The sequence below is a fragment of the Acidobacteriota bacterium genome, assembly GCA_016715115.1.
In the GTDB taxonomy this organism is placed as follows: Bacteria; Acidobacteriota; Blastocatellia; order Pyrinomonadales; family Pyrinomonadaceae; genus JAFDVJ01.
This window is the reverse complement of sequence record JADKBM010000011.1, coordinates 933,001-958,218: the sequence shown is the minus strand read 5'-3', so window position 1 is coordinate 958,218 and position 25,218 is coordinate 933,001. Positions and strand designations below refer to the sequence as shown.

Annotated in this window: 23 protein-coding genes; 17 read left to right on the top strand and 6 right to left on the bottom strand. The window is 54.6% G+C overall.

Annotated elements, in window-relative coordinates:
• The first annotated feature begins 55 nt into the window (after nt 1–55).
• The 15 genes from IPN69_12805 to IPN69_12735 all read left to right on the top strand — a co-directional run bounded on the left by IPN69_12805 (nt 56) and on the right by IPN69_12735 (nt 16,140).
• On the top strand, nt 56–2,173 hold the full coding sequence (locus IPN69_12805; protein MBK8811597.1) for a 30S ribosomal protein S1: 2,118 nt from the start codon (nt 56–58) through the stop codon (nt 2,171–2,173).
• Between the two features lie 77 nt (nt 2,174–2,250).
• The gene (locus IPN69_12800) at nt 2,251–2,532 is read left to right on the top strand and encodes an integration host factor subunit alpha (GenBank protein ID MBK8811596.1); all 282 of its coding nucleotides are present in this window, start codon (nt 2,251–2,253) and stop codon (nt 2,530–2,532) included.
• Between the two features lie 11 nt (nt 2,533–2,543).
• Nucleotides 2,544–3,056 (top strand): HIT domain-containing protein, encoded by a 513-nt coding sequence (locus tag IPN69_12795; GenBank protein ID MBK8811595.1) that lies wholly within the window; start codon nt 2,544–2,546, stop codon nt 3,054–3,056.
• Nucleotides 3,057–3,062: 6 nt separating this feature from the next.
• Nucleotides 3,063–3,683 (top strand): repressor LexA, encoded by a 621-nt coding sequence (gene lexA / locus IPN69_12790; GenBank protein MBK8811594.1) that lies wholly within the window; start codon nt 3,063–3,065, stop codon nt 3,681–3,683.
• A gap of 156 nt (nt 3,684–3,839) precedes the next feature.
• Nucleotides 3,840–5,279 carry an NAD-dependent malic enzyme gene (locus IPN69_12785; protein MBK8811593.1) on the top strand — a complete coding sequence of 480 codons (1,440 nt, stop codon included), beginning with the start codon at nt 3,840–3,842 and terminating at the stop codon, nt 5,277–5,279.
• 966 nt (nt 5,280–6,245) lie between these two features.
• Entirely contained in the window at nt 6,246–7,337 is a 1,092-nt protein-coding gene (locus IPN69_12780) for a hypothetical protein (protein MBK8811592.1), read from the top strand.
• A 45-nt stretch (nt 7,338–7,382) separates the two neighbouring features.
• A complete protein-coding gene (locus IPN69_12775) occupies nt 7,383–8,069 on the top strand; it encodes a hypothetical protein (protein MBK8811591.1) in 687 nt (228 codons plus the stop codon).
• Nucleotides 8,070–8,465: 396 nt separating this feature from the next.
• Nucleotides 8,466–9,008, top strand: a complete 543-nt coding sequence (locus IPN69_12770; GenBank protein MBK8811590.1) for a hypothetical protein — start codon at nt 8,466–8,468, stop codon at nt 9,006–9,008.
• A 111-nt stretch (nt 9,009–9,119) separates the two neighbouring features.
• Nucleotides 9,120–9,602, top strand: coding sequence for a hypothetical protein (locus tag IPN69_12765; protein MBK8811589.1), 483 nt, complete (start codon nt 9,120–9,122; stop codon nt 9,600–9,602).
• A 72-nt stretch (nt 9,603–9,674) separates the two neighbouring features.
• Nucleotides 9,675–10,037: a hypothetical protein gene (locus IPN69_12760; GenBank protein ID MBK8811588.1), complete on the top strand. Its 363-nt coding sequence runs from the start codon at nt 9,675–9,677 to the stop codon at nt 10,035–10,037.
• Between the two features lie 280 nt (nt 10,038–10,317).
• Nucleotides 10,318–10,875: a hypothetical protein gene (locus IPN69_12755; protein MBK8811587.1), complete on the top strand. Its 558-nt coding sequence runs from the start codon at nt 10,318–10,320 to the stop codon at nt 10,873–10,875.
• 996 nt (nt 10,876–11,871) lie between these two features.
• Nucleotides 11,872–13,989, top strand: coding sequence for a DUF3488 domain-containing protein (locus IPN69_12750; GenBank protein MBK8811586.1), 2,118 nt, complete (start codon nt 11,872–11,874; stop codon nt 13,987–13,989).
• Between the two features lie 42 nt (nt 13,990–14,031).
• Entirely contained in the window at nt 14,032–15,384 is a 1,353-nt protein-coding gene (gene rimO, locus IPN69_12745; protein MBK8811585.1) for a 30S ribosomal protein S12 methylthiotransferase RimO, read from the top strand.
• Complete coding sequence (locus tag IPN69_12740; protein ID MBK8811584.1) at nt 15,329–15,733, top strand: hypothetical protein; 405 nt, start codon at nt 15,329–15,331, stop codon at nt 15,731–15,733. Before rimO ends, IPN69_12740 begins: the two co-directional genes overlap by 56 nt.
• The gene (locus IPN69_12735) at nt 15,730–16,140 is read left to right on the top strand and encodes a hypothetical protein (GenBank protein MBK8811583.1); all 411 of its coding nucleotides are present in this window, start codon (nt 15,730–15,732) and stop codon (nt 16,138–16,140) included. Before IPN69_12740 ends, IPN69_12735 begins: the two co-directional genes overlap by 4 nt.
• A 122-nt stretch (nt 16,141–16,262) precedes the next feature.
• Here the strand turns inward: IPN69_12735 and IPN69_12730 are convergent, their stop codons facing one another.
• The 5 genes from IPN69_12730 to IPN69_12710 all read right to left on the bottom strand — a co-directional run bounded on the left by IPN69_12730 (nt 16,263) and on the right by IPN69_12710 (nt 20,910).
• The gene (locus IPN69_12730) at nt 16,263–17,060 is read right to left on the bottom strand and encodes a M50 family metallopeptidase (protein MBK8811582.1); all 798 of its coding nucleotides are present in this window, start codon (nt 17,058–17,060) and stop codon (nt 16,263–16,265) included.
• Between the two features lie 64 nt (nt 17,061–17,124).
• Entirely contained in the window at nt 17,125–17,625 is a 501-nt protein-coding gene (gene moaC, locus IPN69_12725; GenBank protein MBK8811581.1) for a cyclic pyranopterin monophosphate synthase MoaC, read from the bottom strand.
• A gap of 1 nt (nt 17,626) precedes the next feature.
• Entirely contained in the window at nt 17,627–18,370 is a 744-nt protein-coding gene (locus IPN69_12720) for a class I SAM-dependent methyltransferase (protein ID MBK8811580.1), read from the bottom strand.
• 6 nt (nt 18,371–18,376) lie between these two features.
• On the bottom strand, nt 18,377–19,573 hold the full coding sequence (locus IPN69_12715) for a molybdopterin molybdotransferase MoeA (GenBank protein ID MBK8811579.1): 1,197 nt from the start codon (nt 19,571–19,573) through the stop codon (nt 18,377–18,379).
• Nucleotides 19,570–20,910: a M24 family metallopeptidase gene (locus IPN69_12710; protein MBK8811578.1), complete on the bottom strand. Its 1,341-nt coding sequence runs from the start codon at nt 20,908–20,910 to the stop codon at nt 19,570–19,572. The genes IPN69_12715 and IPN69_12710 overlap by 4 nt, the downstream gene beginning before the upstream one ends.
• Before the next feature lie 115 nt (nt 20,911–21,025).
• Here IPN69_12710 and IPN69_12705 point away from each other — a divergent pair, with 115 nt between their 5' ends.
• The gene (locus IPN69_12705; protein MBK8811577.1) at nt 21,026–22,243 is read left to right on the top strand and encodes an acyl-CoA dehydrogenase family protein; all 1,218 of its coding nucleotides are present in this window, start codon (nt 21,026–21,028) and stop codon (nt 22,241–22,243) included.
• Nucleotides 22,244–22,312: 69 nt separating this feature from the next.
• Here IPN69_12705 and IPN69_12700 read toward each other — a convergent pair whose 3' ends face one another.
• Entirely contained in the window at nt 22,313–23,569 is a 1,257-nt protein-coding gene (locus tag IPN69_12700) for a hypothetical protein (protein ID MBK8811576.1), read from the bottom strand.
• Between the two features lie 246 nt (nt 23,570–23,815).
• Here IPN69_12700 and glmM point away from each other — a divergent pair, with 246 nt between their 5' ends.
• A complete protein-coding gene (gene glmM / locus IPN69_12695; protein ID MBK8811575.1) occupies nt 23,816–25,159 on the top strand; it encodes a phosphoglucosamine mutase in 1,344 nt (447 codons plus the stop codon).
• The last annotated feature ends 59 nt before the right edge of the window (nt 25,160–25,218 follow it).

Below are 25,218 nucleotides of genomic sequence, written 5' to 3'. Positions count from 1 at the left end.
GGGGCGCGCTTTAAGTTAAGCAGCTTTATCGATAAGGAAATTAACACAAACATAAATGTCAAACGAGGCTATTAAAGAGACTGAAGAAAACGCTATTGAAAGATCTTCGGTTTCTGAGGTTGAAACAAATACGGCTTCCGTCGAAAACGCGGCGGATGAAACTTTTACTGAACCGCAAATGTCGGCCGAAGAGGATTTCGGCTCGATTCTTGAAAAGTTCGAACAGGATCAGGTCGTCGTTCATCCGGGCGAGATCGTGACCGGTAAGGTCATTGGTGTCTCGGAGCATGGCGTGGTCGTCGATTTCGGCTACAAGGCCGAAGGCATCGCGCCGCTTGAAGAGTTCACCGCACCTAACGGAGAAGTGACGGTCAAGACGGGCGACGAAGTCGAGGTCGTGATCAGGCATATTCCGTCGGGCGACAACCCGCCGGTGCTTTCTTTTCACGACGCGCGGCGCCGAAAGATCTGGGAAGATCTTGAACTTGCTTTCAAGGACGGCACACCTGTAAAAGGCGTCGTTGTCGATAAGACGAAAGGCGGACTCAATATCGACCTTGGCGGAATCGAGGCGTTTATGCCCGGATCGCTGGTCGATTCGCGTCCGGTTTCAAATCTTGACTCGTTCAAGGGACAGGAGATCGAAGCTGTTGTTATCAAGTTCAGCCGCAAGAAGAACAATATCGTTCTCTCGCGCAAGGCTCTGACCGATGAGGTGATCGGCGCTCAAAAAGCGGAGACGCTGGCGAAGCTCGAACCCGGATTCGTGGTCGAAGGGGTCATCAAGAATTTGACGGATTACGGCGCTTTCGTCGATATCGGCGGAATCGACGGCCTGCTTCACGTCACCGATATGTCTTGGGGACGCTTGCAGAATCCGTCGGATATGTTCAAGGTCGGCGACACGATTCAGGTCAAGGTTTTGAAACTCGACAAAGCGAAGGAGAAAGTTTCGCTCGGATTCAAGCAACTGTTGCCGGATCCCTGGTCCGCGGTTGTCGAGCTTTACTCCGTCGGTTCGCGTATTCCCGGCAGAATTTCGAGCGTGACCGAGTACGGCGCGTTCGTTGAACTCGAACCCGGTGTCGAAGGTCTCGTTCACGTTTCCGAGATGTCCTGGTCAAAGCGCGCACGCAGTCCGAAGACTTTCCTTAAATCGGGTGACGAGGTCGAAGTTCAGGTTCTCGGCGTCGATACGGACGACCGCCGCATCAGCCTCGGGATGCGTCAGCTTCAGCCGAATCCGTGGGACAACGCCGCGGCGCTCTATCGCGTCGGCACGACTGTCACCGGAAGCGTCCGCAACCTGACTGATTTCGGAGCCTTTATCGAACTCGAGGAGGGAATCGATGGTCTGGTCCATATTTCCGATATTTCGCGCTCGAAGAAGATCAAGCATCCGAAAGAAGTTCTGAAGAAGGGACAGGAAGTTCAGGCGGTTGTTACCAGTCTTGACGTCGAAGCGCAGAAGATGTCGCTTTCGATCAAGGAACTTGTCCCGAGCGTTTGGGAATCGTTCGTCGCGAGTCACCGGACGGGCGACACCGTCAAGGGCAAGATCTCGCGCTTCGCCGGATTCGGCATCTTTGTCGAGTTGGAAGAGGATCTGGAAGGACTTTGCCACATTTCGGAACTTTCGGACGAACGGATCGAGAATCCGGAGAAGATCTTCAGCGTTGGCCAAGAGCTCGATTTCAAGATCCTCCGAATCGAAAGCGACAATCACAAGATCGGTCTGTCGCATCGTGCGGTCGGCAAGGACGACGAGCCCGTCGTCGATTACAAGAGCTATACGACCGAAGCCAAGGGTGGAATGGCGTCGCTCGGCGAACTCGCGAATTTGAAGTTCAGTTCGGCTAAGGTGGAAGAGCCGAAGGCGGAAGAACCGAAAGCCAAGGAACCCAAGGCTGAGGCGCCGAAAACTGAAGAGCCGGCGGTTGAATCCGCGCCTGCGGAAGTTGAAGCTCCGGCCGCGGAGGAATCTGAAGTTCCGGCGGCGGAAACGGAAGCGCCGACGGCGGAAGAAGTTGAGGCACCAACCGCGGAAGCTGAAGCTCCCGCAGTTGAGGAAGTTGCTTCGGAGGTTTCCGCCCCCGAAGCCGAAGCGGAAACGGGTGAAGTCGCGGTTAAGGAACCGGTTGCGGAGACGGGCGACGCGGAAGCGGCATCTTGATACGCGGCGCATTCCGGGAGCAGTGGGGATTGTTTTTTGAGTTCCAATTTTGTTAAGGGTCTGAAGAGGAGAAAAACATGACGAAGGCTGATTTGGTAGAACGAGTCGCTAAAGAGGCGGAGCTTACCAAGAAGGACGCGGAGCAGTTGGTCGAGATCGTTTTCGACAGCATTGTCGATTCGCTCAACGAGGGCGAGAAGATCGAACTTCGCGGCTTCGGCAGTTTTCGTGTCCGCCAACGTAATGAACGCAATGGCCGAAATCCGAAGACCGGCGAGGCGGTCAGCATTCCGGCCAAACGAGTCGCGTATTTCAAACCCGGAAAGGAACTCAAAGAACTGATCAACAAGAGCAAATAGAGGTTTACTCCGTGGATCTTTTGTGGAGTCCGTGGCGTTACGACTACATCACCGGCGATGTCTCGAAGGACAACGGCGAATCCGTCGGATGCGTTTTCTGCACGATACTTAGAAGCTCGGCCGACGATAAAGAGAAGTTCATTCTTTATCGGGCCGAGCATAATTTTGTCATCCTGAATGTCTATCCGTACATCACGGGCCACCTGATGGTGGTCCCGTTCGAGCACTTGGCGAATCTCGACGACCTCTCAACGTCAGCATCCAACGAAATGACCGATTTGACGAAGCGAAGTCAGGGGATTCTCCGCGAGGTCTACCGTCCCGAAGGGTTCAATATCGGAATCAACATCGGAAAGGCCGCCGGCGCAGGAGTTGCCGGCCATCTCCACCAGCATATCCTGCCTCGTTGGACGGGTGATTCCAACTTTATGACCTCGATCGGTCAGACTCGAACGATTCCGGAAGATCTCAACGTGACATTCGAAAAGCTTGTGTCGAGATTCCAGATCTCTTCATTGCAATAGTCTACAATGCAACCGCGTACCAAGCGTCAAAAGGAAATTCTTGAATACATTACGGGTTTCATCGAAACGCGCGGGTTCAAACCTTCGTATCAGCAGATCGCCAAACACTTCAATCTCGCGTCGAAAGCCGCGGTCGCAAAACACATCGAATCGCTCGAGAAGCAAGGACTGATCACGCGGCGACGCGAAAACGGCAGCTTCAGCCTTGAATTGATGCCCAAGGAGGCCGCCACCGACCTCGTTTGCGAGATCGAATGGCTTGAAATGCCTCGCGAATTCCTGACGCTCGACGACTATCTTGACGAAACCGTTCTCGTCCCGATTTTCCTGCTCGGGTTTTACAAGCCGGAAAAGCTGAACGTATTTCTTGTTCAAAACGATTCGATGCTCGAAGAGAGTATCCGCGAGGGCGACATCGCGATCGTCGAGCGCCGTTCGTTTGCGCGTGACGGCGACATCGTCGTTGCGATCATTGACAACGAACGGGCTGTTCTCAAACGAATCTACCGGCGCGGCGCAATCGTCGAACTTCGTCCGGCGAACAAGAATTACGAATCGCTTAAACTCGACGCCGACCAGGTTGAAGTTCTCGCTGTTTTTCGCGGGCTGCTGCGCCCGCTCTCTTGACGCGTCCGTTGGTCGATCTGATTATTTGAGGCCAAAACTTGCTCTTGCGCCAAACACGACGGGACGCGATTTCGGGAATTTCAAACTTCCTTGATCCGAAAAACGAACGGGTTTGATTCGAGGTATCGCAAGGAGTATCCTTATTCCTTTGCAAATATGTCCACTAATCCAACTCCAAATGCCAGTTACAGCTTGACTCTCCGCGTCAAGATCCAGAATCGCCCCGGAAAGCTAGGTGAGATCACGACCGCGATCGGTCTTACGGGCGGCGATATCGGCGCCATCGATATCGTTTCGGTCGGACGGGATTTCCTGATCCGGGATATCACTGTCAACGCGTATTCCGAACGTCACGGCGAAGAGATCGTCGCGACGGTTCGGCAGATCGACGGTGTCGAAGTCGTACATTCATCTGACAAGACGTTTCTGATGCATCTCGGCGGAAAGATCGAGATCGTCTCGAAAACGCCGCTCAAGACGCGCGCCGACCTGTCGATGGCGTACACTCCGGGCGTTGCCCGCGTCTGCGAGGCGATCCATCGCGATCCCGAAAAAGCCTACAAGCTGACGATCAAGCGAAATACCGTGGCGGTCGTTTCCGACGGGACCGCGGTCCTCGGGCTCGGCGATATCGGTCCGGCGGCGGCGATGCCGGTGATGGAAGGAAAAGCCCAGCTGTTCAAGGAATTCGGCGGCGTCGATGCCTTTCCGATCTGTCTCAATACTAAGGACCCGCACGAGATCGTTGAAACGATCAAGAACATAAGCGTCGCATTCGGCGGAATCAATCTCGAGGATATCTCGGCGCCGCGCTGTTTTGAGATCGAGGATAGGCTCAAGAATGAACTCGACATTCCGGTCTTTCACGACGATCAGCACGGCACTGCGGTCGTCGTTCTCGCGGCGTTGATAAATGCGCTGAAGATCGTCGGGAAGAAAATGGAAGACATCAAGGTCGTCGTCAACGGAATCGGCGCCGCCGGCGTTGCCTGCAGCAAGATCGTGATGGCCGCGGGAGTTCGGAATCTTATCGGTTGCGACACGAGCGGCGCCTTGTATGAGGGGCGCCGCGAGAATATGAACTGGGTCAAGGACTGGTTCGCCCAACACAGCAATCCGGATAAAGAAAAAGGATCGGTCCACGACGTCATCAAAGGCGCCGACGTGTTTTTTGGCCTGAGCGCTCCGGGAGTGATTACTCAGGACGATCTGAAAAATATGGCTGCCGATCCGATCGTTTTTGCGATGGCGAACCCGACGCCGGAAATCATGCCTGAAGAGGCCGAGGGACTCGTCGCGGTGATGGCCACGGGCCGGAGCGATTATCCGAATCAGATCAACAACGTCCTCTGCTTCCCGGGAATTTTCCGTGGGGCGCTGAACTGCCGCGCTTCGCGGATCAACGAAGCGATGAAACTCGCGGCGGCGCAGGCGATCGCGGGCATCATCGGCGACGACGAACTTCATCCGGACTACATCATCCCGTCCGTTTTCGACCGGCGCGTCGGTGAAGCCGTCGCGCGGGAAGTCGAACACGCAGCGCACGATAGCGGCGTGGCGCGGCGCGAACGGGCGACTACCGATTCGATGTTTTAAGCCAGCACCTCGCGATCATCGCTATCTGAGTACAGGCACCGCACGCAAAAGCGGTGCCTCTTTCTTTGTTCGGGCGCGATCCGTGCGGTCCGCGGGAAACGTTCGAAGATCGTCCTCTCCTCCGGCGTGAGTTCGTTCCAGGACTTCAGGCCAGTGGTCAGACAGCGCGGACATATCGTTTCGTGAATCAATTTTCTCATTCCGGTTTTGTCGCTTTTCACTTTAGCATCGAAATCAACCGATCAAGCCGGCTTGTTTCGATTTCGAGCTTGATTTGATGACGAATAAACGCCCCGTGCTTACCGTTCTTTTTTTACCGGCAACCAACCCCGGGCGTCGATCAACGAAGCCCGTACCCGCACGGGAGAGAAACCGCTCGATACAAACAAGTTCCCGTTCGCCGACGCGCCCATCATCACCGCGCCGCGGCTTGCCGCCCGGATGTGCGGTAAGGCTCGGCCTTTCGCAGGTCGCCGGGTAGAGCCGCGGCTCCGCCGCACGCTTTTAAGCGGACGAACCCTCGAGCGACAAACACGAAAGCGCAGCTTGCAATCGTTCATCCGGCATCTCCGACTCAGTATGGAGGCGAAATTGCAACGATACAAGACACCTCTGGACAAGCTGTTCGACCTGTCACAATCTTCACTTAATTCAGACTGAAACAGAATCGGCGCCGGGAAGCGGCGGTTCGCCGGATTCGAAACAGTTGTTGTCGAATCCGAGAAGAAGATCCAAAGTTGCATCGGATGCCATTAATGATGAGAAAGCCGACATTGGGATTTTTGCCACAAACGGAAGTGCTAGTGTTCGGTTTGCGCAAGGAAGGCTAAATGGTACGGATTCGAACGGACGATCGAGGAATGTGATTGCGATCGACTTTGATGACTTCAAGAAATTGAGCGGTGGGAAACCTATCCGTCGCTTCGCGTCATCAAAAATACAGTGAATCAGGACGGCGAGCTATCGATGGTGCAGAGCAAAAAGAACCCGGACTTCGGGTTCTACGCCTATGCCTTCGGATTCAGCTACGACACGAACGGCGCGATCAAGAAACTCCGTCTCGGGAACGGCCGCTGGGAGACCTATTCCTACAACAACCGGATGCAGGTCGAGAAGATCGGGCTCGGCACGACCGATTCGACCGAGAACATTGACATTCTGAAACTTGAATTCGGATACGGCAAATGGGAAAGCGGAACGCTCAACACGGACAAGAACAATGGCTCGATGGCGCAGCAGAAGATCACGGTCCCGACGGTCGGGGGCACGTCGGGCTTTACCGCCGACCAGCAGTATTTCTACGACGGACTGAACCGGCTTGAATCGGCGACAGAGACGATCTCGAGCACGGAAACCTGGAAACAAACCTTTGCTTACGACCGATACGGCAACAGACGGATCGACGCCGCGAACACCACGGCCCCGGCAAACTGCACTTCGGCCATCTGCAATCCGACATTCTCGACCGCGACGAACCGCATCTCGTCGAGCGGGTATGCATACGATGCCGACGGAAATCTGACGCAGAATGCCGCCGGCGAAAGGTTCGGCTACGATCAGGAAAACCGACAGAAAGAGTTTTACGTCAACGGCAACAACGGAACGACGCCCGATGCCACCTATTATTACGACGGCGAGGGCCGCCGCGTGAAGAAGATCTCATCGACCGAGACGACCATTTTCGTCTATGATGGAGCATCAAGGCTTGTCGCCGAGTATTCGACGGCGCTGGCCCAGACGCAGCAGGTAAGCTATTTGACAACCGATCACTTGGGCAGCCCGCGGCTCATCACGAACGAGAACGGAGCGGTCACGAAGCGTCAGGACTTCGGCGCGTTCGGCGACGAGACGCTGACCGCCCAGCGGGCGGGCGGACTCGGGTACACGAGCACGGACGTGATTTACGATCGCAATTGGCTCGTAACGGGCGGGCAGGATGCTGTTCGCAGGGAAATAACGACACATGTCGAGTCTCTGTTGAACACACAGGGAAAAAGCCCGTCCAGTAAAGTCGGCCGAGCGAATGCTTTTCCCGGCGGTCGGGGACGCTGGGAGTAATTAGGAATCAGAAATGACAGTATCGGAGCTAATCGAGGATCAAAAATGAGACGTTTTACATCGATTTTTGTTTTGTTAGGTCTTGTTCTTTCAGCGATTCTGATGAGCGAATCGCAAGAATCACGACGGCAATCGTTTGAGAGAATCGACAGCCGTCGACCGAGTGTGTTCCTATCGTTCGAGCGACTAGAGAGTAACGAAGGAACTCTTGTTTGCGAGCGTCAGGAAAAGGAATTTGCGATTTTGAAATTTCACAACAATACTCGTGAACTGATTAATCTAGATGCGAACTTTGACGTTCGGGAAGTCAATGAAGTTCCGCTAAAGCTCTCCGATGGAGCATCTGGCATCGCCGTAAAAGATGGCTCCAAGGTTAGCCTTTGTTACGACGTCGAGCCCGTCCTTATGACGCAGACCATCATCAAACGCGACGCGGACAACCGAATGGTGATAACCCAAGGTGTCCGGGTTCCGGTGGAAGTTCCTGATCAGAATGACGCGTGTAGCTGCAGATCGAGTGCGCGAAAGCGCCGATCCTATCCCGGAATATGGGTCGGGCCAGGGGAATCTGTAACCTTTCCTGTTCCCAAACGCTTTCTGTCCGACACACTTCAAATCTCAACCGCATTCAATTTTGAGTTTGAGAGCAGCGAAGGATGGATCCGAAACGATGAGCCACGGCACTTTGTGTATTTCACGGCTGACAGTACAATACGCCGCGATAGCCGGTAATCTGCAAGGAATTTTTCGTAATTTCTATCAATCGAGACGAAATGCAAAACTCTGCATCAATCATCGGCAACATCTTACATGAGTCTGTTCATGTCGGAATGGGAGCATATGTTCTGGCTAAGTGGAGCGGCGGAGACTCGAAGTTTGACGTCCGCGGCTACGTGGAGGAATTCACTGCGAAGACAACTTCGACAACGGGACTTCAAGCTCTTGGGGGCGTGTACACCCAGTACGCAAGATCACTTTCCTTTGTACTTCCGAACGGTCAACAGAATACTCCGCTTTTTGATTCCCTCGCGAAAAAGTATGAAGCGGATATCCCTTCGGTGGGCGATTGGCTGAAGTCTTATAAGGTAGAGGTCCCGTAATCAATTTGCATAAGACGCCGGAGGAGTTATGACAATCAACAACAGAGGGCGAAGATCGGTTCTTTGTATCGGACTTATTATTGCGGTTCTGTTTTGTGCAACGAATTGCGCGATCGAGCCCGCAGATATCTCGCCAATATCAAATCAAAACGCGGGAACGGATGACTTGAACAATGGAGCCGAAATGATTCCGCTGACCGTGGAGCTTCTTGAAAAGAAGCGGGCCCTTTGGTCTTCCAAGAAAATTCGTGACTACCAATATCAACTTCAGCTTGATCAACATGGTTTTCCAATTCCCGGAATACGAGTTAGCGTCGTCGACTCAAAAGCGAAGTCGATAGAGCCGATCGGGACAACAGATCGGAGACATTTGGGGAGATTTGAGAACGTCACAAATTTCGATGACATTTTCAATTTGCTCGTTGATTCGAAACGGGACGGCTTAAAGGTCGTAGGTCAATTCGATAACGATTATGGCTTCCCGACGAAATTCCGTACCGTAGATATTCGAATTAGGTCGATTAATTCATACACAATTGAAGATTTCAAGATTACATCGGAACGACGTTGAATGGTCAGGTGCCGGAAATCAATCTTTAGGCCGCCTCACATTGCGAATCGACCGCGGGATTCCTACTTATGACCAAAGCAAAAGCGAGTTGTATAGGGGTGTACTATCGCGATGAAAACCACGTTAGTCAATTGTCTGTCTCTTTTCTTTGTAATTGCAGCTTTCAATTTTGTGGGATACCCGCAAAACGTCGAACCACGGAGTTTTACCGTCGAGCTGCTGGCCTCCAAACTTTGTCGGAACATGGATAACGAAGCTACTGTTCGCGTCAAAACCATAGGCGCCGATTCGATCAGGATTGACGCGAACAGACTTGGTCGGTTTGCGGAATTGCGGAAAGTTTCGCGACGGTCATCGGGGAATCCGTCCCTCATCGACAGCTTTGCACGGATTTCGCCAAAATATGTTCGAATTGCGCCGTTAACCGAACGTCTGTTCCTTGTCAGAATCTTTTTGCCAAGAATCCCGTTGGGCCGCTACCGATTCAGGCTGGGCTATGAGCACTTGTTAGATGCCGAGTTTGAAGGCGGCTCAGTCTGGAAGGGCACCTTTTTTGCGAAGTCGAAAATCATCCGGGTTATAGATTGCAATTAGTGCGGAGACGCCATTGATATTGATATGGCAAGTCAGTACATACCAACTGCACGGTCAATCTCTGGTTGCTCGATGGCCGAGCAGAAAATCACGGTCCCGACGGTCGGGGGCACGTCGGGCTTTACCGCCGACCAGCGGTATTTCTACGACGGACTGAACCGGCTCACAAAGGCAAAGAGACGATCTCGGGCACGGAAACCGGGAAACAAACCTTTGCTTACGACCGATATGGCAACAGACGGATACGCCGCGAACACGACGGCGCCGGCAAACTGCACGTCGGCCATCTGCAATCCGACGATCTCGACCGCGACCGTTTCGCGCTTGAACCCGCCGGGCCGTCAACTGCAACTCCTGAGCAGGATCAGAGAATTCCAACCGGTGTGTATGAACTTTCGCGCTATTCCAGTCAGAAGTTCCCGAATACCTACTTAGTCTCGAATTCACAAGTTCCGGCAGGTCGGGGAATCTTGTTTCATTCGGGAAATCAGGGCGGGAACACCACAGGATGCATTACCTGGCTCTGTTAAAGGGCGCGGAACTGTTTCAGGGAGTGGGGCGAAAACTAAACAGCTACTGAATTTCATCAAGCAAAATCAATCAGGAGGAAGAAATGTTGTTCTCATCATTCGCTCAAATATTTAGGATTGATCGGTGGATCCTCCTTATCATTATGACGGACGTCCTTCTCTGCTCCTGCAACGGACAGGCCGTCGTGCCGAAGGTCGAGAGCGTAAAACCATCTCCTGCGATGACATTGCCATCGGAGGGGCGGCAGAAAGCCACCAAGCTGACCGAGCTTTTCGACCGTCGCGATTGCCGGAACTTTTTTCTTGAGTTTCCGTCAACTTTTGTGGGATTAAATGAACTGTATGGCTTTGATGACGAAAAAGGCGAAGCTCCGTTGTATGGGAAGTACGAAACGCATATTCCATTCCTTTTCCGTTGTTCGGCAGTTTCAATGAAAGAACAAATCGAAAAAACGGTCGGCATTATGATCGAAGGAAAATGGGACGCGGATGCGATCGGAACATTTCAGGATTTGGCAACTGAACTCATTTTCGCCAACCCCGAAGAATTCAAGGCAAAGCTTGCCGGGCTTAGTGAATCGCAAGTGTCGTCGTTCTGGTATTTTGTTCTTGATGGTCCGGAATTTCAAGATCCGGAAGTAGTGAAGACGTACAATCGACTACGCGCATTGTTTGCCGATCAACCGAGAATGGTGAAACTGATCGACAAGCAACGCGAACGATTCGTTGCGCTTGGGCATTGAACTGCAATTCTGAACAGGCCCGCAAGCTTTAACATCCAGACAATTAAATTTCCCGAGTAATTATTATGCTCATCGGAGTCGAAGTCCGATGAGCATTTTGCATAAAGATCACAAAACCGACGAATCCGAGATCAAATTCAAGTTCCTTTCGGACTCGGTACTGAAGGCCTTCGAAAAGGACATCGGGATTTTGGATTTTCGATTTGCAATTGGTCGAAACTGCGAGCTTCGATCGGGCCCATCGGCGGAACGGTGATCTCCGAAATTCCGAAACTTGCGGCTTGGATCTAGGCGTCGCCCGCCCGCTGACGCAGGCGGTACTGACTTGCTGATCGTCGGGTTGGCGCGTTGCCGCGGCCACCCGAAAGTCCGAAATATCCCAAATCTCGGACCTGACGCCAATTGTCCGTGTATTCGCATCTTCAGGTTGATCCGCGTCATCCGCGGCAAGGCAATTGTTTTTTTGCAAGTTGTCAGGTTTTTCAAAGAACCCGATTCCTGAAAGTCGCAAACGGGACAACATAGTAGTGTGCGGCAAGGCGAACGAAACGAGCGTGGCCCTTTGTTGAACAACGCGTCATCAAGATGCTGCAATGGTCGCACAGTCAACGACTTACCTTCGACCCCTTCAGGGTCGGCTGCGTCCCGTCTGACTGAAATCCTGGGGTTACGCTCCGGTCACCCCAGGCTATTATCTGATTCGCTTTCAGCGAATTCATACAGTTGTTGAAAAAGTCTCAGGGCCGCCGCGCCGCAGATGCCCGGACCCGATGAACCGGAAGGGTTGTGCAGGCAGATGGCCGAAGCGGAAACGCGAGAAGGGATTGATCGACGTCGGACGAACGCGTCTGGTCGCGGGCTTAACGTCCGAAATTCATTGCCCGGAAATTCCCACACAGTCTATAATTGATCGGTGGAGATCGCTGAGCCGACCGATTGATGACTTTCGAAACTTTTTTCAGACTAACCTCATATGCCGTAGTAATTTGCGGTTTTTTGTCCTTGTTCGTCACAGGCGGGGTCGGAGTTCTGTTCGGAGTCGGGTTCCTCGCGCTGGTTGCGGTCGCCTGGTTTTTCGAGGACTCGCGATGGCAGTTGTCCGACCGGCTGGGCACGACGCTTGTGGTCCTGGCGATCCCGGCGTTCTATCTCGTTTGGAAGTTTCGCCTGATCGGCTTCGGCGGCGGAGAAGCCGCCGTCGCGGGACTGCTTTCGCGCTTTATTCTTGGGCTTTCCCTCGTCAAGCTATTTCAGAAAAAGCGGGATCGCGACTGGCTGTTTCTTTATTTGATGGCGTTCTTTGAGCTTCTGCTGTCGGCGGCGCTCAGTATCAGCCCGATCTATCTGGGTGTTCTCGTTCTCTACCTTCTGATCACCGCGGTCGCGGTCATCACGTTCGAGATCGGCAAGTCCGCGAGGAGCGTAAAGGGAGAAACGGCCGAGAATGACAACTCTTTCGAGCGTTTGAATCAGACGCCGTTTCGCCGTTTGCCGTCGACTGCGATCGTCCTGATCGTCGCGGTGATGATCTGTGCGGCGCCGATATTTTTTCTCCTTCCGCGCGTCGGCGGTGCCGGTTTTGGCGCGAATCAGAACGGATTGACGGGAATGACCGGCTTTTCCGAGCGAGTCCGCCTCGGTGAGATCGGCCGCATTCAGCAGGGCGAAGAAACGGTGATGAGGGTCAAGGTCGAAACGGCCGAAAGATCCATCAGCGGTCTGCGCTGGCGGGGCATCGCGCTTGACCAGTTCGACAACAGATCCTGGAAACAGTCGCGGACGCGGCGCCAGAGTTTTGTGCGGAGCGAGCGTGAGACATTTCTCGTCGGATCGCGATTCAGCAAACCGAAACTCGTCTTTCAGACATTCTATATGGAACCGATGGATACTTCGGTTCTATTCACGTTGCCGCATCCGATACTCGTTCAGGGGAATTTTCCGGAGATCCGCAAAGACGAGGACGACGGGCTGTCCGCGGTCCGGTTCGGTATGGAGCGGATCAACTATTCCGTCCAATCGGACCAGAGCATGCCAAGTCCGGAGCAACTCCGGTCCGACGGCACGGCGTACGCGGCGGACGATTTCCGAAAGTATCTGCAACTGCCCGACGATCTTGACCCGAGAATCGACACTCTCGCGTCGGACGTGATCAAGAACAAGTCGAACCGTTACGATCAGGCAAAAGCGGTCGAGGAGTTTCTTCAGACGCGCTTCGGCTACACGCTCGAACAAAAGGCATCGGGCGAGCAACCGGTGGCGGATTTTCTATTTAACGTAAAGGAAGGTCATTGCGAGTATTTCTCGTCGGCGATGGTCTTGATGCTGCGCACGCAGGGAATTGCGGCGCGCATCGTCAACGGATTCCAGCAGGGCGAGTATAACGAAACGGCCGGCGTGTTCGTCGTAAAACAGAAAGACGCACATTCCTGGGTCGAGGTCTACTTTCCGAAAGACAAGGTATGGGTAACGTTCGACCCGACTCCGTTTGCCGGCCTCAACGGCGACGCTGCGGGCGCCGGACTTCTGGGAGCGCTGGGCAAGTATGTCGAAGCTCTTGAGACCTTCTGGATCCAGTATTTCGTCGCTTACGACGACCAGGGGCAAAAATCCCTCTTCCGGTCGGTGAAGGACGGTTTCAACGATGTTCAGACATCGGTTTCGACCGGCGCCGTCGATCTGCAGACCCGAATCCAGCAATGGTGGGCCGAGGTCCGGGGCGACAGCGGAACCCAGGCGAGTCTCCTCGCCATCGGTTACGGCACCGCCTATCTGTTCGCCGGAATTGTCGGCTTCTGGCTCTTGATCTACGCATATCGCGGACTGCGCGATCTCAAACTCCTGGAAGCGATCGCTCGTTGGCGTGGCCGCAAGCGGCAACAGGGAATCGTCGAATTTTACGACAGAATGGTCACGATGCTTTCGCGGCGCGGCCTGCGGCGCGAGACATCGCAGACGCCGCTTGAGTTTGCGTTTGCGATCGGGATTCCGGAGGCGGTTGCGATCACTGAAAAATACAACCGCGTGCGTTTCGGGGGCAAGGACCTTTCGCCGACGGAAGCGGATGAGGTCGAGGCGCTGCTCGGGCGCATCGATGTCCGGGACGAGCCGTCCTGATCCTCCGGCGTCTGTGTTATTCTTACAACTTCGTTTGTTTTTATGAAGAAGGTGGGATTTGTCAGTTTGGGATGTCCGAAGAATCTGGTCGATTCTGAGGTTATGATGGGGCAGCTTCGCGACGCGGGTTATGAGATCACCAACGACGCGTCGGAAGCGGAGACCATCGTCGTCAACACGTGCGGCTTTATCGAGTCGGCGAAACAGGAGTCTGTCGAGGCGATCCTCGAAGCGACCTCGATGAAAACCGCGGGCGGCGCGAAACGCGTCGTTGTCGCAGGTTGCCTCGTTGAGCGCTACCGCGACGATCTCGTCAAGGAACTTCCGGAGGTCGATGCGTTCATCGGGACGAACGAGATCGGAAGGATCCTCGAGGCGGCGGATGAAAAGATCGATTTTCGCTCGCTTCCGCTTCTTCCGATCGGAAACAAGTCGGCGACATATCTTTACGACTTCGACACGCCGCGTTATCGCGCGACCGATTCGTACACGGCTTTCATCAAGATCGCGGAGGGCTGCGATCGCCCGTGCGCGTTTTGCTCGATCCCGTCGATGCGCGGATCGTTCCGGTCGCGTCGTTTTGGGTCAATTCTCAAGGAAGCGCAGGACCTGGCGTCGCAGGGCGTGCGGGAAGTCGTCCTCATCGCGCAGGATTCGTCGCGGTTCGGCGAGGACCTCGGCGATGTCGACGCGCTCGCCAAACTCATTCGCGCGCTTGGCGAGGTTGACGGACTTGAGTGGATCCGCGTGATGTACGCCTATCCGACTCATATCAGCGATGCGTTCCTCGAAGCAATCGCCGAAACGCCGAAAGCGGTCAAGTATCTCGATATGCCGTTGCAACACGGGTCGCGAAACGTCCTGAGACTGATGAAGCGCGGGGGAACGCGCGAAAGTCTCGAAAAACTCATCAGGCGCGTTCGCGAAAAGGTCCCCGGAATTACCATCCGGACGACCTTCATCACCGGATTCCCGGGCGAAACCGACGAAGATTTCGAGGAATTGATGACGTTCGTACGCAACTGCGAGTTCGACAATGTCGGCGTTTTCACGTACTCGGACGAGGAGGGCACTCCGGCCTACGAACTCGATGCGAAGGTCGATCCTAAAATTGCGAAGCAGCGCCGCGCGCGTTTGATGAAGGAACAGGCAAAGATATCGAAACGGAAGAACAAGGCGAAGATCGGCCAAACCTTCCGGGTGATCTTCGAAGGGTTGTCGAGCGAGTCGGATCTGCTGTTTCAGGGACGGACCGAGGGCCAGGCGCAGGAGATCGACGGATATATTCTGATCAACGATATGCCCGAAGGGTTTGATCCGAAGCCGGGCGAGTTCTACAATGTCCGCGTCACCGAAGCTCTCGAATACGATCTCATCGGCGAGATCCTCAGTTGAAGGGCGCAAAAGGGAAAAGGCAAAAAGGAAAAGGCAAAAAGGAAAAGGCAAAAGGGAAAAGCCAAAAGGGAAAAGGCAAAAGAGAAAAGGCAAAAGGGAAAAGGCAAAAGGGAAAAGGCAAAAGGGAAAAGGGAAAAGGGAAAAGGCAAAAGGGAAAAGGGAAAAGGCAAAAGGGAAAAGGGAAAAGGTAAAGGGAGAAAGGAAAAGGGAGAAAGGAAAAGGGAGAAAGGAAAAAGGAGAAAAGGCTATTCTCCCTTTTCCTTTCTCCGGGGCTGATCTTGTGTTAGGCTTGCCGTGTTTTTTGTTGCCGCCTGCGGCGCGTCTCAACATTGGAGGAGAAATCGCTTGAAAAACGTTGTTCGAAACGTTATCGCTTTCATCGCCGGCCTTATCGCCCTGATGATTGCCAAATACGTGGTGACAAAGATCGGCGGGGCGCTGATCCCGCCGCCGGCAGGCGTCGATCTTTCAACTTTGGAAGGATTCAAGGCGGCGATGCCGCTGTTTGAGACAAAACACTGGGTGACTCCGTTTATGGAGCATTCAGCGGGTTCGCTTGCCGGCGGACTCGTTGCAGCGCTGATCGCCGGAAGCCACAAAATGAAACTGGCGCTCGGCATGGGTGCCCTTCACCTGATCGGCGGGATCACCGCCGCGGCAATGCTCCCGGTGCCGGTCTGGTTTTCAGTGCTTGACCTGATCGTCGCCTATATCCCGATGGCCTGGATCGGGGGAAAACTCGGCGACCGGAGTTAATTAAACCCAGATTACTCATTAAAAGCAATTTCCCGCGAAATACGCGAAAAGCAACATCAAAAATTGCATTTTTCGCGTGTTTCGCGGGCAAGAAATTTTCTATTACGTGATTTGGGTTAAACCTATTCTTCGGCGAACGGCAGTTCGGTGTTGGCCGATTTGCGGCTGACCGCGTAGAAACGAAGTCCGATTGAGATCATCGCGATCGACAAAAGAATCCACACGAAGACCCAGATCAGCGACGGAATGCCCGTGGCCGCAGCCATATTCGCGGCGTCCGTCTGGGCGTTGGTGCTCGCCGAAAGTACGAACAGATCGCGGAGATGAAACACTGCGTTCAGCAAGCACTGGACGGCGAGAAAGGCGAGTGCGAAGTCACTCCATTTGACGGTAGCGAAACGGGCTGTCGCGAAAAGTCCGGCCGTTAGGATCGTGCCTGAAAAAACGGTAAAGAACATTCCGCCGACTGAAACATTTGCAGAGAAGATATTGAATATCGGGAACATCAATCCGAAGACGAGCGTCATAATTCCGACGAAACCGGCCGCGAAATAGAGGGCGATCCGCGACGAGAATCCGTAGCGCATCCAGATCAGAAGCATTGTTCCAAAGACGGTCGTCCCGAGATAGCCGGCGCTCGAAATAAACAACTGTGCGAACCAACCGTTCGGGCGCGACCAGACGACGCCGCTAGCGTCCGCCGAGATTGCAAGACTCTCAACCGCGCTGCCGGTGACGATCGCCGCCAATACGTGGCTGCCTTCGTGAACGAATGTCGCGAACAATTGCAACGGGTAGAACAAATAATTGAGCGATGGCACGAACCAGGAGGCCAAAAGCCAGATCGCGACGCTCATCACGGTGGCGATCAGAAGTAACTTGAACTGCGGTCTGACGTCTTCAGCGATCTGGTAACTCATACTTATATCTCTCCTTAATACTTGCTCCTGAGAAGGTTACGATACAGTTTAACGCAAAGTTCGGTTAACTGAAAGAATTTCCTTGTCCGTCGTGTCCGGCGCGTGAAAACGCCCCCGATTTGCCCCCGGTTTTGGATTCAAGTCGAATATCCGAGATCACGATGTCCTTCTGGGCCGCCTTGCACATATCGTAGATCGTCAAAGCGGCGACCGAAACGGCCGTCAGCGCTTCCATTTCGACGCCCGTCTGCGATTCGGTTTTCGCCTCGGCGGTCAAATGAACGCCGAAATCCGTCAATTTGCAAGTGACGTCGACCTTCGACAGGTTGATCTGGTGGCACAGGGGAATTAGTTCCGAAGTCTTCTTGGCCGCCATTATTCCGGCGATGCGCGCGATCTCGAGCGGATCTCCTTTCGGGTTCGAGCCGGAACGGAGAATCTCGAGCGTCGATTCCGACAGCAGAACCCTGGCCGAGGCGATCGCCCGGCGTGCCGTGGCTTCTTTTCCGGAGACATCGACCATCCGGATGTTGCCCTGATCGTCAAAATGCGAAAGTTTGTTCATTTCATTTCCTCTCCAGGCGTTCCGCCTCGAAGATCAGCGTGTTGCCTCCAAGCAAAACCTCGTCGGAATTCAGTTCGTCGGCCCAGCGCGCGCGGCGCTTAGATTCGTGCGAAAGTTTTGAAAACAACCGTATCAGACCGGTGATTGGCCGAAACGCCCAGATATTCTTTTTGCGCGCGTCGGGGACGACGCGTTTCAGCGCAAAACCGCTCTTCTCGAGAAGGTATCTGACTTCCGAATAGCCGATCGGATTGATGTGCAGCGCGATCTCCGGCATCTCTCCGAATTCTTCTGAGATCGCCGCCAACGCTTGCTTTGACAACGGCTTGAAATGCGAAGTGTACCCGCTGAAAAGCCAGCGCAGCCGTTCCTCAACGTTCATTATGTTCGGTACCGATACGATCAGCGTCGCGCCGCTTTTTAGGATCCGAGAGAATTCCCTGATCGCGTTCGCCGGATTCTCAACGTGTTCGAGTCCTTCGACGCAAACAACGAAATCGAACGAATCATCGGCGTAGGGAAGCCGGGAATCAAGATCGGCCTGTTCAGCTGTCGCCCCGTCGAGCCTGAAGATGGCCGGATAAAGATCGGCGCATTTGACGTCATAGCCGATGGAGATAAGCCGCTTCGCGAGGGCGCCTTCGCCCGTCGGCACATCGAGAAGAACCCCGCGTGTACGGTTCGCGAGCAAGTTTTCGACGGTTTGGTGGATCGCTTCGTGCGCAAGCGCGGCCGGTTCATTCATATTGGATCAAAGAAAGTATACTTCGACGATCTCTTCGGGCGCGATCACTTTCCCAATCGGGACGTGCGCGAGCGCATCCGCACCGGAAAAAGCGATGAAGTTCGACGAGCCCGCGAACCTGACCGATTCGATCATCAAACGACCGTTTTCGTCCGTATCGAGCGAAACCGGCAGCAGGCAATCTCGTTCCCGCGCACCTTTGATCGCTCGTGTCGCCACGGCCCGGCCGCGTTTCAACTCGGGCCGTGCGGCATCCTGCATCAGCATCACCGCGAATCTGACGAACAGGTAAAACGTCACGGCGACCGAAACCGGATTGCCCGGCAGGCCAAAGACCAGCGTCTCGCCGTGTCTGGCGAAAACGGTCGGTTTTCCCGGTTTGAGCGACACCTTTTCGAAGAACAGCGATGCGCCAAGCGTCTTCAATGCCGGTTTCGTAAAGTCGTAGTCGCCTACCGAAACGCCCCCGGTCAGTATCAGAATGTCCGGTTTCGACTCAATGATCGTCCGGATCGAAGCCGTCAGCGACTCGAGATCGTCTCCGACGGCCGGATAGACCGTGGCTTCGATCCCGAGCGATGCCGCGAAGGCCCTGAGCATCGCCGAGTTCGAATTTCGAATCTGGTCGCGTTCCGGCGTGGTCGCGATATCGACGATCTCACAGCCGGTCGCCAGAATCGCCAGCGAAGGTCTTTTGCCGACCGCGACTTCAGCGCATCCGAAGGACGCAAGCGCCGCGATCATCTTATCCGTGATGACCTCGCCCGCGCGGAAAACGACGTCGCCGACAGCCGTTTCCTGGGCGCGATAGACAATGTTTTGACCCGGATCAGTCGATTTCAGGATCTCGACGAATCCGTCCGACTCGGAAGTCTTTTCAACTTGCTGCACAGCGTCGACGCCTTTCGGGACGCGCGCGCCGGTCATGATCCGGACCGCATCGCCGGATTTCAAAACTCCGTCGAAACCCTTTCCGGCGACCGACTCGCCGACGATTCGAAGCCGCGCGGGAACAGCGTTCGTGTCTGAACTCAAAACGGCGAAGCCGTCCATTTGGGATCGGTCGAACGGCGGAAGATCGAGATCCGCCGAGACGGTTTCCGCGAGGACGCGTCCGACGCAGTTCTCGAGCCGGACCGTTTCGGTTCCGAGCGGTCGGGCCTCGCGGCCGATGAAAGCCAATGCTTCGGAGATCGGAATCATTTGATCAGATAAAGCGCGGTTTGCCGCGGCCTGAAGAATTCAAAGCCTTTGGCGGTCATAAATGCGTCGTCCTCGGCCATAACGGTGACCTTTTGATCGTTCCATTCGGGGACGACCGTCGATGTGTTCAGCTCGATCGACGTGTAGGAACCGAGTCTGAACCTTTCCTGCGACACCCCGAGTGCGCGGCGAAAGTCGATGGACGGTCCGAGTCCGTGTCCGTGTGTCCCGATGGGGTGCGAATAGATCATCGCCTCGATGTTCTGACGCTTCATCTCGACCATCGCCGCATCGTAAACCTCCGCTCCGGTCATACCCGGGCGGGCGATCCTGAAGATCGAGTCCTGCAGGAGATTCGTGTTTCGCAGCGCAGCTTTCAAGCCCGCCGGCGCGTCGCGTTCCCCCGGCTTGAGAAGATAGCCGTGCTTTTGCCAGTCGGTCGAGAGCCCCATATAGATGAGCCCGCAGTCGATATGAATCAGGTCGCCGGGTTCGAGCACGAGCGATTCGTCGGCGACCGAAAGAAATTGCTGCGACGAAGAGTTCGATTTTGCCGCGCGCTGGACGCGCAGGTCCGGTTGGAACCAGGTCGTCAGGCCGAGGTCGTTCAACTGCTGCAGGAACCACCAGCGAACGTCGCCGACGGTCGTCCTGCCGGGCTTTATGACCTCGTTGGAGAATGCGCGCCGCGTCAGAATATCAGTGACGGCGACCGCGGTTCGGTAATGCTCCGATTCTTCCGGAATTCGCGTGTCTAGGTAATCGGTGACGAGGTTTCCCGCTGAAATGAAACGCTTTTCAAGGTCGGAGCCAAGCGTCTCGGCGAGGAATTTGTATGCGTCGTGCGTTATTCCGTCCGTCTGTCCGCGGCCGTAACCCATATTGAGCGCGATCGTTTTCGGATCGCGTTCGGCGACGATCTTTCGGATGGTCTCACCGATCTTGTCTCGCGGCGGACTAAGCATTTGATAGTGTTTTTTGAGCTGCTCTTCTTCGTAACGGACGACGGCAAACCGTTCGAGTTCGCGGCCGTTGTCGAAGAAGATGAAAAAGTCGCGGCGTCCGACGATCGGGATCGGCGGAGCGATCGACTCGATCACGGGATCCGAGTGAAACTCCTCGTTCGTCACGATCCACATCGAAACTCCGTGTTTGCGCATCATCGGCAGCAGAATCGTTTCAAAACGTTTCTTGAGCCAGGATTGGCGAACGTTCAATTGCTCGCGCATTGAAAGCAACTTCGGCATCGCCGGGATCGGGGTCGCGGAACGCTGCGCAAAGGCTTGGGAAGTGAACCCAAGAACCAGGAGAAGCCAAACGAATCTTGTTGATCTCATAGGATTTCCGGTCGCCCGCGCTTCGTTGGAACAGGCGCAAGATGTTAAGCTTGAAGCAGGACGAATTGCCTGAATTTTATCATATTAATAATTTCAGAGAGGTAAATTAAACACCGTGATCGACTTTCAATTAACCGAAGAACAAGTTGCGCTTGAAAACACCGTGCGCGAGTTTTGCGCCGGCGAAGTTGCGCCATATATCAAAGAGTGGGACGAAAAGGCATTTTTTGAACCCAGGGTTTTCGAGAAAATGGCTGAGCTGGGATTGCTCGGGGTTTGTATCCCCGAACAATACGGCGGGGCCGGTTTCGATTATGTTTCGCTCGGACTCGTTTGTGAGGAACTCGAAGCTTGCGACACGTTCCTGCGCGTCGCGATGAGCGTCCACGTCGGGCTCAATTCGCTTTCGGTTCTGACGTGGGGCACCGAAGAGCAAAAGCAAAAGTATCTCGTGCCGCAGGCGAAGGGCGAGAAGCTCGCGACGTTCGGTTTGACCGAACCGAATGCGGGCAGCGACGTCATCGGAATGCGCTCGTACGCCCGCCGCGATGGCGACGATTGGATCCTGAACGGCGAGAAAATGTGGATCTCGCTCGCGGATGTCGCCGATCATTTTCTGTTCTTCTGCTGGACGGACCTTGAAAAACAAAAGGTTCGCGATCATTCGGGGCTGAGCTGTTTCATCGTCGAGCGCACGATGCCCGGATTCTCGTCGGGAACGATTCACGGGAAGCTCGGAATCAAGGCCGGCAACACCGGTTACTTTTCGCTCCAGGACGTCCGCGTTCCGGCGGCGAATATGCTTGGCAACGAAGGCGAGGGCTTCAAGATCGCGATGTTTTCGCTCGAGAACGGCCGTTACACCGTCGCATCGGGCGCGACCGGCGTGATCAAAGCTTCCCGGGATGCTTCCGTTTCATACGCGAACACGCGCGAAGTGCAAGGGCAGACGATCGCGAATTTTCAGCTCGTGAAGCAGAAGATCGCGGATATGGAAGCCGACTATCAGATGTCGCGTCTGCTCTGGCTGCAATGCGGCTGGATGAAGAATATGGGAATGCCTTCGGCGAAAGCGGCAAGCCTCGCGAAATGGCAGGCGACGACGCGTTCGGAAACGGCGGCGTCAATGGCGATCGAGGTCCACGGCGCGAACGGCTACACGAACGATTATCCGGTCGAACGGTATCTTCGCAATTGCAAGGCCGCGGTCATCTATGAGGGAACGCGAGACATTCACACGCTGATGCAGGCCGACTGGGCGCTTGGACTCAAAAAAGAACCGAAGGCGCGCGTCGTTCTGCCGCCTTACAAGGCTGACGCCCAATCTGCGTAGTTTCCTGATCGACAATAAAAAGAGGATGGCGCGAATTGCTCCATCCTCTTTTCTGTTGATCAAAATGAATCAGCGGGTTCGTCCGACGAACGGCACGAAACGATCGAGCGAGGCGTTGATCTGAAGATATATCTGGGTTTCCCTCGGGATAAGATTCCTCCAATTCGCTCCGCCGCGCTTGATGTAGCCCGCGAGTTTCGCCGGATTCGAGTTGTACCCGGCCGAGAGAAGTTCGAATTCGGTCGCGAGGCCCGTCTGCAGAGCGTCGACGATCGTCGGGCTCTTCAGCAGATCATCGTACGTTGACTGAATGTAAAGGAGCATCGCTTGTGCCGCATTCGGATGGTCCTGCATTCCGGCAACGAAATCCGGCATCAGCCCTGCGCCCGGAAAGCGGTTGCGGATCATACGGTACGTCGAAGGAATCATCTGGACCATTCCGCCGGCCCCAGCGCTGCTCACCGAATACCTGTAGGTTTGGCCTTCGTTGAGCGCATAAAGCGTAAAGACATCGTTGTATATGTTCGGATGATATTCGGTGCGGAAACGATAATGGTCGACGTGCTCGACGATGCTCAAACGCTCGGCGATATCCGCGGCTCTCGGCGAGATGCTGAGACCGCGCTGCCGCAGTTTCTCGCGCGCGACGTCGATCGTGTTGCGCACGTAGTATTTTCCGGCGCCGATCACCTCCGGCGTGACAAGTCCCGGATGGGTCGACATATAATAAGCGGTTTCGTAATAGATGCCGTTCCGGACGACCGGATACTGGACCATCAAGGGAACGTGTGATTTTCCGGAAAGTCCGTTGATGGAAACCGGAGTATTGACGCCGTTTGGACGAAGGATTCGAAACTTGACCATCTTCATAGTCGAAGTTGACAGCACATACTCCGCGTCCTTCGTCAGAAAAGCATCCTTCGACAACGCCAGATAATCGATTTGCCGCGTTTCAACGTCGTAAAAGGCAACGCGGACCATTTCAAGCGGAGACACCGGGCTGACGCCTTCGGTCATCGCGATGGTAATTGGCCGGGCAGACATTTCGCGTTTCGCCTCGGCCAGTTTCTGCCGGATCTGTGCGAGCGTCAGAATCGTCGCGCTGATATTCGAACTATTGTTTGTATTTCCGATAACGATCGGCGATTGGGCCGGGACCGGCCGGGTGTTGGTCACAATAACCGTATTGGAAGGCGTCGGCGTCGGATTCGATCCCACGACGATAACCCGCGGACGAGTTTGCGCCGGCGTCGGGTTCGTGACTTGTGCTGCGACAGCTAAGAAACTTGACGAAACGACGACGGCGGCACAAAGTAGGTATTTCATAAACTCGTTTTCCGGTTACTGGATTAAATTGTATTTGCGAATTGGAGCGCGAAGCGGCGATCGGTGTTCGCCGAGTTAAGATTCGCTTAATTGCCGAAGAGTTGTCAAGTCAATTGAGCAATTGTTATGGTTTCTACAAGAAATAGTTATGAGAAATTGATTAAACGGACGAAGGTCGTTAAATTTGATTGAGACGCGAATGGGGAATTCTGAACTCCGGGATAATTAAAGGTTTGATTGAAACGTATGAATGAGCTTTTTGGGACTGACGGAATGCGGGGACACGCCGGGGAATTTCCGCTTGATGAATTGACGATCGAGAAGGTCGGCCGTTCGCTGACACGCCATTATTCGGAATCGCTAGGGCGCGCGCCAAAGTTCATCACCGGTCGCGACACCCGGGAGTCAGGAACCTGGATCGAAGAGGCGATTCATCGGGGCGTTATCGCCGAAGGCGGAAGCTGTGAATCCGCAGGTGTGATGACCACGCCGGGCGTTGCGTTTCTGACCCGCGAATTCGAGTTTGACGCAGGGATAGTCATCAGCGCGTCGCACAATCCTTACCTCGACAATGGGATAAAGGTTTTCTCGCCCTCGGGCAAAAAGATCTCGTCAGAGATCGAGCGTCGGATCGAAGGAGACATCGGCAACATCAACCCGGAAGGGCTGACTGCCGAAATTCTCGTCGACGAATCGCATTCAGCCTTCTATTTTCAACGGTATCTCGACTATCTTGAGTCGGGTTTTCCGACACTTTCGCTGGCCGATCTGCGAATCGTCGTCGATTGCGCGAACGGCGCGGCATTCCAATTGGCGCCGCAACTGTTGAAACGTCTCGGCGCGGAGGTTGTTTCGATCTATGACGAGCCCGATGGGAAGAACATCAACGAGAATTGCGGCTCGCTCCATCTCGATCAGCTTCGGGAACGGGTATTGGCCGAACGGGCCGATCTCGGGATCGCGCTTGACGGCGATGCGGACCGCGCATTGTTCATTGACGAGAAAGGAAACATCGTTGACGGCGACGCGGTGCTTTGGATTATGGCCCGTCTTCTGTCCGATCACGGGAAACTTCACAACCAGACGGTCGTCGCGACGGTAATGAGCAATCTCGGACTCGAGGTCGCGCTCAATTCGCGGAACATCAAGTTGGTCCGCACGGCCGTCGGCGACAAGTACGTGCTCGAAGAACTCCTGAGGACGAATTCCGTCGTCGGCGGCGAACAGTCGGGTCATATCATCTTTCCGCAGAAAAGCCTCGTCGGCGATGGAATAATGACCGCCCTGTTCGTTTTGGAAGCCATTTGGGAGAACGCGAAGTCCTTGTCAGAGATCACGTCAGGTTTCACACGATTTCCGCAGATCTTGATAAATGTGAAGGTGCGCGAGAAGCGACCTTTCGACGAAGTCTCCGAGATCTCGGACGCCGCGCGGTCGGTCGAACAGAGGCTCGGCGCGAGCGGACGCCTCTTGCTCAGGTATTCCGGCACGGAGAATCTCGCCCGTGTAATGATCGAAGGCGAAAATCAATCGGACATCGATCTCCACGCCCGGGAACTTGCGGACGTCATCCGCGCCGCGCTTGGATAATAGGAAAATAAGCTTGCCAAACCAGTTGCGGAGTTGTATAGTTTTATCAACTGAGACGG

Excerpts from the sequence above, each read along its gene's own strand:
- IPN69_12805 (MBK8811597.1), top strand. The coding sequence starts at position 56 with ATGTCAAACGAGGCTATTAAAGAGACTGAAGAAAACGCTATTGAAAGA.
- IPN69_12800 (MBK8811596.1), top strand. The coding sequence starts at position 2,251 with ATGACGAAGGCTGATTTGGTAGAACGAGTCGCTAAAGAGGCGGAGCTT.
- lexA (MBK8811594.1), top strand. The coding sequence starts at position 3,063 with ATGCAACCGCGTACCAAGCGTCAAAAGGAAATTCTTGAATACATTACG.
- IPN69_12785 (MBK8811593.1), top strand. The coding sequence starts at position 3,840 with ATGTCCACTAATCCAACTCCAAATGCCAGTTACAGCTTGACTCTCCGC.
- IPN69_12780 (MBK8811592.1), top strand. The coding sequence starts at position 6,246 with ATGGTGCAGAGCAAAAAGAACCCGGACTTCGGGTTCTACGCCTATGCC.
- IPN69_12775 (MBK8811591.1), top strand. The coding sequence starts at position 7,383 with ATGAGACGTTTTACATCGATTTTTGTTTTGTTAGGTCTTGTTCTTTCA.
- IPN69_12770 (MBK8811590.1), top strand. The coding sequence starts at position 8,466 with ATGACAATCAACAACAGAGGGCGAAGATCGGTTCTTTGTATCGGACTT.
- IPN69_12765 (MBK8811589.1), top strand. The coding sequence starts at position 9,120 with ATGAAAACCACGTTAGTCAATTGTCTGTCTCTTTTCTTTGTAATTGCA.
- IPN69_12760 (MBK8811588.1), top strand. The coding sequence starts at position 9,675 with ATGGCCGAGCAGAAAATCACGGTCCCGACGGTCGGGGGCACGTCGGGC.
- rimO (MBK8811585.1), top strand. The coding sequence starts at position 14,032 with ATGAAGAAGGTGGGATTTGTCAGTTTGGGATGTCCGAAGAATCTGGTC.
- IPN69_12740 (MBK8811584.1), top strand. The coding sequence starts at position 15,329 with ATGTCCGCGTCACCGAAGCTCTCGAATACGATCTCATCGGCGAGATCC.
- IPN69_12730 (MBK8811582.1), bottom strand. The coding sequence starts at position 17,060 with ATGAGTTACCAGATCGCTGAAGACGTCAGACCGCAGTTCAAGTTACTT.
- moaC (MBK8811581.1), bottom strand. The coding sequence starts at position 17,625 with ATGAACAAACTTTCGCATTTTGACGATCAGGGCAACATCCGGATGGTC.
- IPN69_12720 (MBK8811580.1), bottom strand. The coding sequence starts at position 18,370 with ATGAATGAACCGGCCGCGCTTGCGCACGAAGCGATCCACCAAACCGTC.
- IPN69_12715 (MBK8811579.1), bottom strand. The coding sequence starts at position 19,573 with ATGATTCCGATCTCCGAAGCATTGGCTTTCATCGGCCGCGAGGCCCGA.
- IPN69_12710 (MBK8811578.1), bottom strand. The coding sequence starts at position 20,910 with ATGAGATCAACAAGATTCGTTTGGCTTCTCCTGGTTCTTGGGTTCACT.
- IPN69_12700 (MBK8811576.1), bottom strand. The coding sequence starts at position 23,569 with ATGAAATACCTACTTTGTGCCGCCGTCGTCGTTTCGTCAAGTTTCTTA.
- glmM (MBK8811575.1), top strand. The coding sequence starts at position 23,816 with ATGAATGAGCTTTTTGGGACTGACGGAATGCGGGGACACGCCGGGGAA.